Below are 10,944 nucleotides of genomic sequence, written 5' to 3'. Positions count from 1 at the left end.
CGAAAACAAAGAAAAGAGAATTCTGTAAGATAGAATGAATTGACTGTAGCAGAATTGTAGCAGAAGGCATCTAAAAAGACCTGAACGGATAGAAAATACAGGAAAGGATAGAATAGCTATTTTGCTTTTGTTATTAAATAGTTAAGCTGAAATCCAGACCAGAAGCTCGTCTTTTAAAAATACATTTTTTTGAATTTTGAGTCCGGCGCGTCTGCCAATTCCACCACTCCGGCATGCTCAATTTTATAAGGTTTTTCTCATCGCTTGTCAACTTTTTATGGTTCATATGGTTTGTATGGTTTGTATGGTTTGTCGTGTTTGTTTGGTTTGTCAGGTTTGAACCAAATGAACCAAAACGACTATACAAACAAATCAACGGAGGAGGTTTGTATGGTTTCAACCAAATAAATCAAAGAAAGTTTGTATGGTTTGTCGCGTTTTAACAAAACAAGACAAAGAAAGTTTGTATAGTTACAACCAAGTAGACAAAACAAGCGATGTGAACCAAAAGAACAGGATTTGGGTTCATCTGATTTCAACAAAATAAACCAGAAAAACCAAACAAACCAAAAAAACGGTTTGTCGGGTTTCAACCAAATAAACCAAACAAACCAAATAAGCCAAACAAACCAAATAAACCAAACAAACAGACAACGCGAAGCGGTGTGTTCTTGTCTAAACGCGCACCCGAGGTTGCGGCTGGGATTAACTGCGTTATATTTGGGATTATACGCATGAATCGGATTGTGCCATCATGCGTGAGGCGGGACCGCGTATGAGATGGCGCGGCTTCAGGGGATACGCCCAGGAGGAGGTATGTCATGACGAAAGAGGAGTTCGTAAGAGACGAACCGGGGAGGGTGGAGAGGCGGGTAACCGCGACCGTTGTCAGCGCCGACATATTGCGCTGGCTCAAGGGGTTGTCGAGTATTCCTATATCGGTCATCACCAGGGCTCAATCAACGCTTGAAAAAGCCAGGCATGGTGGGGTGATCCGTGACTTCCGTGTTTTTGCCATGGGAAGCGACCTTGTGGCGCAGATAACTTCGCTCGGCAAAGGGCTCAACAGCATTCACATGCACGGGCTTGCGCTCGAGGCTATGGCGTCCGCCCTTACGGCGGCATCCGAGGCGGGCATCTACCGTGCCGCCGACGGTCTTGACTTCTTCTGCCTGCGACCGGATGAGAAAGTGGAGGCCTTGCGGATAATACCGCTCGATTTTCCGTTCACGGAACGGGGAGCGGAACCGATCTTCGTCGCTAAGGTGATGAACGGAGGAATGGGCGCTTTCAACAGGATGCTCTTCGATCTCTACTTTCATCCTGACAAAGGTTCCCATCAAAGGCTCGATGGGGCGCGATACGTTGCCATCGTGGAGAATATCGGGGACGTGCGCTCCTGCAAAAAAGTGCGGCGACTCTATGTGTTCGGCGACCGGCCGGAGGAGGAAAGACTCTTTTTGGTCTATCCCTTCGCGGAGGAACCCCTGGAATTGCAGCGGGACCACGTGGGGGACTGGGGTGAGCTTCTCTCCATGATCGCAAACCCGGCAGAATGGGTGATAAGCGCGGTCTATGCGGTGAAGGGCCGCTTCGTTTTAAGCGAAGGCAAGTTCCAGCCGACTCGCCACGAGCCGGCTGCCGCTGTGTCAATCGCACCGGCATTGCCCGGCATTCCAGTCACAAATCCGGTGGCGGTTCTGCGCCTTCAGGGCGGACTCCCCGCTGTGGGAGAGGCTCATTTCAATCTGGGCGGCGATTTTCATTTTGTTGTGGGCGGATTGGATGGGGGTTACCATGTGGGTGTAGTGCCCGTCACCATGGAAGAGGCATCAATCGATGCCCGCGAGGCTGCGACGGCCAGGCTTGCCGCATACACGTACCAGTCTTACGGGAACGGGCTCATCCCTCCGGACCACGACTTCGTGGATGTCTTCGGCCAGGATCGGGTACAGACCGAGTGGCTGCAGTCAGAAGCACGTGCTTTCATCAGGCTCATGGCCGGCCACGGCGAATTTCAGCCGCAGATGACTGCAGAGATGGCTGAAGCTCGTGCCGAATCAAAGGCAGCAGAACTGGCCGGCTATTTTAAACGCATCCCTGAGAGCGGGCAAGGGAAATTGGACCCCCTGGTTGAAAAGGCCAACACTGACTCCGGGGGAAACACATTGTCAGATATCAAGGCGGATGCGGGAGGGAAGGTGGGACACACCACTCCGACTACGCTCTTTGCGGCCGTTTCCCGGGCAAGCCTGATGGAGGCAAAGGAAAATGGACTTATAAAGGACTTCAGAGTTTTCGGCGTGGGGGATGACCTTCACCTCGTGATGCACCACGTGAGTGGTGTGGACGCCAATGCCATACATCTTCTCGCGTTTCGGTCGTTCTGGCGCGAGGTGTGGGTAACGGAAATAATGGGATTTAAACCCTATGCCCTGGCCCAGGATCTCCAGATCGGCCCGGCGACAAAAGGGAAGAAGGTTGAAGAGCTGGCTGAGCCCAGCGAACGTTTTGTGGAGCTGCTTAACGAGACTCTACCCGAGCCCGAACGGTCATCCATCGAGAAGATCCGGTCTGCCATGGCAAAATGGAAGGCGGGCCACGCCGGGGTGGAGGTGAAAAAGCCTTTCGCAGGCAATGTCACGGGGCAGGGGCCTGGATTTGCGGAAGTGCCCGTTGGGAAAATGGGCAACGTGTATCTTCTGGCTGCAGATAAGGCGGGACCGGCATGTTTCAATATCCCTCTGTTCCACGCAGCGCGCGAAGCCATACGCGAGCCGGGATTCCAGTCACGTTACGGGCAGGACCTGGCTTTTGAGATCTGGGATATTCATCGCCACACGAGAATTTTCTTAAGCGCCCGCTGGCACACGGATGATATCCTGACCTTACTCGGGGCTACAAATCTTTTCAACGTGAAGCGCATCTGGTCAATGAACCGCAGTGTCACAGGCAAAGAGGAAGTGGAGCAGGCGCTTGGGAGTATGCTGCTCTCAGCCTCCACAGAGAGGCTTGCAATCATCACGGGCGGTCAGTATGTCGGCAAGGACGATCCGGTGCTCCTGGGGGTCGAAGAACTTGTTCTGCCCATTTTCGAGCTGCTGAAGTCCGGATATTTCATGACCCAGGGAGATGAACGGGGTTCGCATTACATGATGCTCGTCCCAAAGCCGCTTCCGGAGGCAGTGGGCACGATACGGAGCAGAGGTCTCCATGTGGGGTTAGTGCTCGGTTACGGCCCCGAGGGCATTACACAGATGAGGGACGTCTTCGCGGAGCCGAGCTATCATGAGGCGCGGATCCGAATAGACAAGATCAACGCCAAACTGTGGCGGGCACAGGGATCGGAGTTCACGCCTGTGGGTGTAGGCGCCCGTGACGTGGAACCGGCGTATCCGCTCGTGAAGGTGCTTAACCGTATTACTGCGGACGGATCGGCTTACGCGTTACCGGTAAAGAGCGTGCTCGAGGAGGTGTACAAGAAGCTGACGTAAGCGGGCGCCCCGTAAAAGACTCCTAAAACGGGATTTCAGCCGCTTTTTTTAGCGTGAGGTATACAGTTTTGGCTGCCATTGCCGATAACATCTTTTGTGCTATAATAAAAAAGACTCGACTCCAAGGAGGGTATTATGGACCCGAAAGACGTGAGGCTGCAAGGACTTCTTCAGACATTTGGAAAAACGATTATCCTTCCCTATGATCAGGGATTGGAGCATGGACCGCGGGATTTCTTTCATGCGCCATTTGCCGAAAATCCTCTGCATATCATAGAGATTGCAAAAAAGGCGAGATACAACGCGGTTGTCTTCCATGTGGGAAACGCCCGCCGGTACTTCGACCGTATGTACAATGAAGTGCCTCTGGTTCTCAAAGTGAACGGCAAAACCGAGATCCCGAGCGACGCCGACCCTCTCTCTCCTGTAACGGCCTCGGTCGATGACGCCCTTCGTCTTTCGGCCATAGCTATCGGTTACACGCTGTATATAGGCTCGTCACGCCAGGATGAGGATTTCGAGCAGTTCGCCGCAATCAGGGAAGAAGCGCACCAGGCAGGATTGCCGATCATAGTCTGGTCATATCCCCGGGGCCGTGAAATTGAGGCAAAAGGGGGCAAGAACAGCCTCTATGCTATCGAATATGCAGCACGCACGGCCGTGGAGCTTGGCGCCGACATGGTAAAAGTGAATGTGCCGAGCATGAAAAAAGACCCGAAGGTGCCTGAGCCCTATCAGAGCTTCAACGTGGAGCTTGAAGAGGCCTTGAAACGGGTCGTGAGGGCGGCCTGCGGCGCGCCGGTCATCTTTGCCGGCGGAGAGATGGTTTCCGATGAGGACCTGCTCGCGAAGGCGCGTCTCTGTATAAATGCAGGCGGATCAGGCTTTATCTTCGGCCGCAACATATGGCAGCGCCCGCTTGAGAAGGCCGTGGAAATAACCGTGAAACTCAAACAGATCATACGGGAAGGCAAGGCAAAGAAATAGAAGACGCGATCCAGGCGCGAAACTACTCGTTGAAGAACTACAGGATCATTGATCACGAAGCAGACGTGGGTTTCGAGGTTTACGGCAGCACGGAAGAAGAAGTTTTTAGCGAGAGCGCTCACGCCCTGTTCTCACTCATAGCGGACATGAATCCGGTGCGTCCCATCGAAGAAAAGCGGCGCCCCATTGCGGGGTACGGCGAACCTCTTGTCATCTTCCTCAACGATCTGCTTTATCTGTGGGACACGGAGCAGTTCCTCCCCAAAGAAATAGCCATCGAGAAAAAAAAAGGCGAACTCACTGCCATCCTCAAGGGTGAGCGTTTTGACGAAACGAGACATACGGCTATCGGCGCGGTCAAAGCAGTGACGTACCACAGGTTCTTCCTTGGCAGAAACAAGGGGCGATTCAAAGCGACTTTCATTGTGGATCTGTGAGGGAAAGAACGACATGGCCGAGAGAACGAAAACGCCTTTGAAAAAACTTGATAACAATCGCTATCTCGTGGAAAAGCACGGGGCCATGCGGGTCGACGGACTTATCTTTCTTGACGATGAGCTTCTCAAGATACTCGGTACCGATGAGAGTATCAAGCAGGTTGAAAACGTGGCTTGTTTGCCGGGCATTGTGGGCGCTTCCATGGCCATGCCCGATATGCACTGGGGATACGGTTTCCCCATCGGCGGGGTCGCGGCATTCGATGCCGAAGAAGGGGTCATTTCGCCCGGGGGTGTGGGCTACGATATCAACTGTGGTGTGCGGCTCATGCGTTCATCGCTTAACGCAAAAGAGATAAAAGAGGAGCTTTCTCAGATCATCGATAACCTTTTTGTCAACATTCCGAGCGGGGTGGGTTCGCACCGGAAAGATTTGAAACTGTCACGGGACGAGATAAGAAAGGTCCTGCATAAGGGCGCACGGTGGGCCGTGGAGAAAGGATACGGGGACGCCGGGGATTTGCGCCGCATGGAAGATAACGGCGAGCTTTCCCATGCCGATCCCGATTCTGTTTCGGAAAGGGCCTACGAACGGGGCAAAGACCAGTTAGGCACCGTGGGGAGCGGAAACCACTTCGTGGAAGTGGGCAGGATCAGTGAGATCTATGACGAGAAGACCGCCCAGGCATTCGGGCTTTTTATAGACCAGATTACGATTATGATCCACAGCGGGTCTCGGGGGCTCGGATATCAGGTATGCGACGATTATATCAGGGAGATGATCAGGGCTTCGGAAAAGTATGGTATATCGCTTCCCGACAGGCAGCTCTGCGCAGCGCCTTTCACCTCTGACGAGGGACGACGGTATTTTGGGGCCATGGCTGCGGCGGCAAATTACGCCTTCGCGAACCGGCAGATGATTACGCACTGGGTGCGCGAGACCTTCGAGAAGAGTCTGCGGACAAGCGCCTCCCACCTCGGCCTTTCGCTTGTCTATGACGTCTGCCACAACATCGCGAAGTTAGAGAAGCACCGTGTGAAGGGAAAGGACGTGGCACTCTGCGTTCACCGAAAGGGCGCTACACGGGCCTTCGGCTCGGGCAGTAGGGGCCTGCCCGATGAATACCGGCATGTGGGGCAGCCGGTGCTTATTCCAGGCGACATGGGCAGGGCATCGTATGTGCTTTGTGGCACCGAGGCCGCCATGGACGAGACCTTCGGAAGTACCTGTCACGGCGCCGGACGGGTCATGAGCAGAGGCCAGGCCATAAGGGCGGCAAAAGGACGAGCCCTTCACAAAGAGATGGAAGATAAAGGGATTTACGTGAAAGCGGCGAGCAAGACAACACTTGCCGAAGAGATGCCCGAGGCGTATAAGGATGTTTCCAGGGTAGTCCGCGTGGTCCACGATGCCGGGATATCGAGGCTTGTGGCTAAGATCATCCCGCTCGGCTGCATCAAGGGGTAAATGGGCAAGAGCTTAAAGCAATAACGGACCGAGCGGTGTCACGCGCGGCCTTTTGAAATGGGGCTCGTTTTCTGTTAAAATATGGGGCTTCAAAAGCGGAATCAGTAGAAGATGAAGGTTAATGGACAGAATATTTGTAAAAGGCGCCAGGGAACATAACCTCAAGAATATCGACGTTACTCTCCCACGGAATAAGATGGTTGTAATCACGGGCCCGAGCGGCTCCGGGAAATCGAGCCTCGCTTTCGACACGATTTACGCCGAGGGGCAGAGGCGCTACGTGGAATCGCTCTCGTCCTATGCCCGCCAGTTTCTCGAACTCATGGACAAGCCCGATGTCGATTACATCGAGGGGCTCTCGCCGGCCATCAGCATCGAACAGAAGAGCATCAGTAAGAACCCGAGAAGCACCGTGGGTACCGTGACCGAGATTTACGACTATCTGCGTCTTCTCTTCGCCCGTATCGGCCACGTGTACTGTTACAACTGCGGCAAAGAGATTACCAGCCAGCATGCCCCGCAGATTGTGGACGCCATCCTGTCCCTTCCTTCGGGAACGCAGATCTCAGTGTATGCCCCCATCGTGAGGGGGAGAAAAGGAGAATACCGCAAAGAGATCGACGAGCTGAGAAAACAAGGTTTCGCCAAGATCAGATTGAACAAGAAGCTTGTGGACCTCTCCGAAGAGATCATACTTGACAAGAACAAGAAGCATGAAATCGATGTGGTCATCGACAGGATTACGTTAAGAGAAGGTATTGAACGTCGGCTTTTCGAGGCTGTCGAGCTTGCGCTCGCCAAGGCAAACGGTCTCATCACCGTCGAGACCAAGGAGAAAACGTACATCTTCAGCGAACGGTTCGCCTGTCCTGATTGCGGGATCAGCTACCCTGAGATTGCCCCGAGAATGTTCTCCTTTAATAATCCGTACGGCGCCTGTCCCGCCTGCTATGGCCTGGGCGTCAAGGAATATTTCGACCCTGTACTCATCGTACCGAATCCCGATCTGTCTTTGAGAGAGGGGGCTATACTCCCCTGGGCCGACAAGAACCCGGTCCACTTTTTGCCCTTTCTCGAAGCCCTGGTCAAACATTACAAGATCAACGTACGCAAACCCTTCAAGGATCTGCCCAAGCACGTGCAGGACGCCATCCTCTTCGGCTCAAAGGGTGAAGAGATCGATTTTTTCATCGATCACGGGGCAAGGAGAGAATTTGCAAAGAGGCCCTTTGAAGGCGCAATCGGTGAGCTTGAGAAGGAATGGGAGAAGGCCGATTTTTACGAAAAAGAAAAACTCGAACGGTTCATCAACCTCATTCCCTGTCCGGTTTGCAACGGGGCCCGACTCAAGAAAGAGATGCTCTGGGTCAAGGTGAACGGGCTCAATATCCATGAGATAGCGTCCCTCACCATCGAGGAGTCGCTCAAATTCTTCGAGAAGATCAAACTCTCCGATAAAGAACGGGAGATTGCCCGGGCCATTCTCAAGGAGATCGGTTCAAGGCTCAAATTCCTCCTGGATGTGGGCCTCGATTACGTGAGCTTAAGCCGCAATTCGGCCACGCTCTCGTCGGGCGAATCCCAGAGAATACGCCTGGCCACGCAGATAGGATCAGGACTCACGGGTGTGCTCTACGTGCTCGATGAACCGAGCATCGGGCTGCATCAGCGGGACAACGAGCGCCTGCTCGGGACCCTGAAAAGGCTTCGCGATCTCGACAACACGGTGATCGTGGTGGAACATGATCACGATGCCATCGTCCAGTCGGACTATGTGGTGGATTTGGGCCCCGGCGCTGGAGAGAATGGAGGCAGGCTCGTATTTCAGGGAACGCCCGCGGCCCTTGAAGAGCATCCCGATTCGATTACGGGTTTGTATATATCGAAACGGCGCCAGATCAAAGCGCCTGAAAAAAGAAAGAAGCCCAAAGGTTTTATCAAGATCAAAGGCGCCCGTGCGAACAACTTAAAATGCATCGACGTGGAAATCCCCCTCGGGGTCTTTACCGCTGTTACCGGCGTGTCCGGTTCGGGAAAAAGCACCCTCATTGTGGATACACTTTATCCCCTGCTCAAACAGAAACTCTACAAGTCCAAGGAACGGGCTGGAGAGACCGAGGGGATGACCGGATACGAAGCAATCGATCGTGTGATCGATATCGACCAGTCGCCTATCGGAAGGACGCCGAGATCAAATCCGGCCACATACACAGGCATTTTTACGCACATAAGAGAGCTTTTTGCCAAGCTCCCGGAATCACGGATGAGAGGGTACAAAGAAGGACGGTTCAGCTTCAACGTGAAGGGCGGCAGATGCGAAACCTGTACGGGGGAAGGCTTCGTCAAGATTGAGATGCAGTTCCTGCCCGATGTGTACATTCAGTGTGATGTGTGCAAAGGCAAACGGTATAATCGCGATACCTTAGAGATACGATACAAAGGAAAGAACATCGCCGATGTGCTCGAATTGACCGTGACCCAGGCGATGGAGTTTTTCGATGCGCTGCCGCACATCAAGAGCAAGCTCAAGGTGTTAAACGAAGTGGGTCTCGGCTACATCAGGCTCGGACAGGCCGCGACCACGCTTTCCGGAGGGGAGGCGCAGAGAATTAAGCTCTCCCGCGAGCTTTCCAAGAGGGACACGGGCAGCACGCTCTATATCCTTGACGAACCCACAACGGGGCTTCATTTTGCCGACATTGAAAAGCTCCTTCACGTGCTTTTTGAACTCATCGAACGGGGCAATACGGTTGTTGTAATCGAGCACAATCTCGACATTATCAAATGCGCCGACTATATTATCGATCTTGGCCCCGAAGGCGGGGAAAGGGGAGGCAGGATCGTGACCAAAGGCACACCCGAGGCGGTTATGGGGTCTCCCTCAAGCTATACGGGACTCTTTCTCAAGAAATATTTGAACGGCGATATCCTCAACAATAGGGCAAAAGATAAAGTCCTGGCCCAAAAAGTGCGATAATTACCTATAAGATGATCCCTGTCCCCAAAGCTGGAAGACACGTGGCTTTCTTCTTCTTCTGTATTCTCCTCGTGACGGCGCCCCTTACTCTTTCTGCCACTACGGGGTGGAAGAAGGTTGCCCTGACCACCGAGAAGGATACGTGGTATTCAGAAGAGGTCCTGGGGTTTTCATCCAAGGGGTCTGTAACCCCCGCACGCGGCCAGTTGAAACTCGTGCCTGCCCCGGCAAGCTCCGTGGGTTTAAGCATTAAGAGAGGACTTGCCCGTGACGGTCTCAATCCGGATGCTTTCCATTACTTCATAGAATCAGTCGAGGTGGACTGCAAAAAGAAAGTCTTTGCCATACGAAAGATCGATTTTTTCGATTCTGAGGACGCACGTATCTCTGGACAAACGTTTGCTGAGCCCAAACGATACACAGCGAGCCCCGGCAGCATCTTTGAGATGATCGCCTGGGATTTCTGTCAGAATAAGCCTGGTCTACTTGATACGGTCAAGGATACCCTCAAGCGAAAGAAGCCTTTTCTTTACCTGTTTCCCCAGGGAGAACCCGCCAAGTGATCCGTCGTCACGGATGACCCTGTGACAGGGAATGATGATAGGTATGGGGTTTCTTTTGACCGCCTGGCCCACAGCCCGGGCCGCCATGGGATATCCCAATCTCTTTCCTATTGAAAGGTAGCTCGCCAGTTCTCCGTAAGGGATTTTTCTGAGTTCCGCGAGTACCCTGCAGGTGAAGGGATTGAGCCCCGACGTATCCACATCCACATCGAAGTCGACCTTTTCTCCCCTGAGGTAGCGGTCGAGCAGGAGCCTTATGGTCTTAAAGGACCGTGGAGACTCGACGGCGTCAGGGTAGCGGGTCAGGAGGTATTTCTCCACCTGGTAGGGGTGTACTGAATTGAGATCGAGAGCGATTATCCTGTTGTTTTTAGAAACAACAGAGATGACGCCTAAGGACGATTCGAAGGAAGTGTACTCTATGGAATCCAAATTGACATCTCCCGTACGGTCAATTAGAATGAGATTACCATAAGGAGAGGCGAAAATGGAATGGTTTGTCCAGTTCTTCGGCACCGGGGGCGCCCGGTTTGTGGCCTCAAGACAGCTGCGCGCAACCGGAGGCCTGCGACTCAAATACAAGAGCACGAATATTTATATAGACCCCGGCCCCGGGGCTATTGTCCGGATCCGGGCAGCACAGGAAAGCTTTGATCCTGCCGAGCTTGACGCCATCATCCTTACCCATAAACATATGGACCACAGTAATGACGTGAATATTCTGATCGAGTCCATGGCGGAGGGCGGGTTCAAAAAGAAGGGCACGCTCTTTACGCCTCAGGATGCGCTTAACGAGGACCCTGTGGTGTTCCGGTTTGTGAGGGGTTACCTTGACCGTATAGTGGCGCTTACCGAGGCAGGGCGGTATTCGATCAAAGATGTTACATTCTCTACCCCTGTGCGACACCGTCATCCCGTGGAGACCTACGGACTTTTATTTCATCTTGAGAGCACCATCGGGCTTATTGCGGACACGAGATTCTTTGACGAACTGCCGGACCACTATCGGGCGGACTAC

General features: G+C 53.2%; 8 protein-coding genes. 7 read left to right on the top strand and 1 reads right to left on the bottom strand.

Annotated features, from left to right (window positions below; translation table 11 throughout):
* Window positions 1-821 precede the first annotated feature (821 nt).
* From VMT62_12565 to VMT62_12540, 6 genes are all read left to right on the top strand, one after another.
* Window positions 822-3,494, top strand: a complete 2,673-nt coding sequence (locus VMT62_12565) for a fructose 1,6-bisphosphatase (protein HVN97253.1) — start codon at window positions 822-824, stop codon at window positions 3,492-3,494.
* A 135-nt stretch (window positions 3,495-3,629) separates the two neighbouring features.
* Window positions 3,630-4,481, top strand: a complete 852-nt coding sequence (locus VMT62_12560) for a hypothetical protein (GenBank protein HVN97252.1) — start codon at window positions 3,630-3,632, stop codon at window positions 4,479-4,481.
* Window positions 4,482-4,510: 29 nt separating this feature from the next.
* A complete protein-coding gene (locus tag VMT62_12555) occupies window positions 4,511-4,918 on the top strand; it encodes an archease (protein ID HVN97251.1) in 408 nt (135 codons plus the stop codon).
* 13 nt (window positions 4,919-4,931) lie between these two features.
* Window positions 4,932-6,386, top strand: coding sequence for an RtcB family protein (locus VMT62_12550; protein HVN97250.1), 1,455 nt, complete (start codon window positions 4,932-4,934; stop codon window positions 6,384-6,386).
* A 121-nt stretch (window positions 6,387-6,507) separates the two neighbouring features.
* Window positions 6,508-9,363, top strand: coding sequence for an excinuclease ABC subunit UvrA (gene uvrA / locus VMT62_12545; GenBank protein HVN97249.1), 2,856 nt, complete (start codon window positions 6,508-6,510; stop codon window positions 9,361-9,363).
* A 41-nt stretch (window positions 9,364-9,404) separates the two neighbouring features.
* Window positions 9,405-9,926, top strand: coding sequence for a hypothetical protein (locus VMT62_12540; protein HVN97248.1), 522 nt, complete (start codon window positions 9,405-9,407; stop codon window positions 9,924-9,926).
* Here the strand turns inward: VMT62_12540 and VMT62_12535 are convergent.
* Window positions 9,846-10,358, bottom strand: a complete 513-nt coding sequence (locus VMT62_12535; protein HVN97247.1) for a methylated-DNA--[protein]-cysteine S-methyltransferase — start codon at window positions 10,356-10,358, stop codon at window positions 9,846-9,848. The two genes, VMT62_12540 and VMT62_12535, sit on opposite strands and share 81 nt — an antisense overlap.
* A 55-nt stretch (window positions 10,359-10,413) precedes the next feature.
* Between VMT62_12535 and VMT62_12530 the strand changes: the two genes are divergently transcribed.
* A partial coding sequence (locus VMT62_12530; GenBank protein ID HVN97246.1) for an MBL fold metallo-hydrolase occupies window positions 10,414-10,944 on the top strand: 531 nt, incomplete at its 3' end.

It is taken from the genome of Syntrophorhabdaceae bacterium, from assembly GCA_035541755.1.
In the GTDB taxonomy this organism is placed as follows: domain Bacteria; phylum Desulfobacterota; class Syntrophorhabdia; order Syntrophorhabdales; family Syntrophorhabdaceae; genus PNOF01.
The sequence above is the reverse complement of the archived record's forward strand: the minus strand, read 5'-3'. Positions and strand labels throughout refer to the sequence as shown.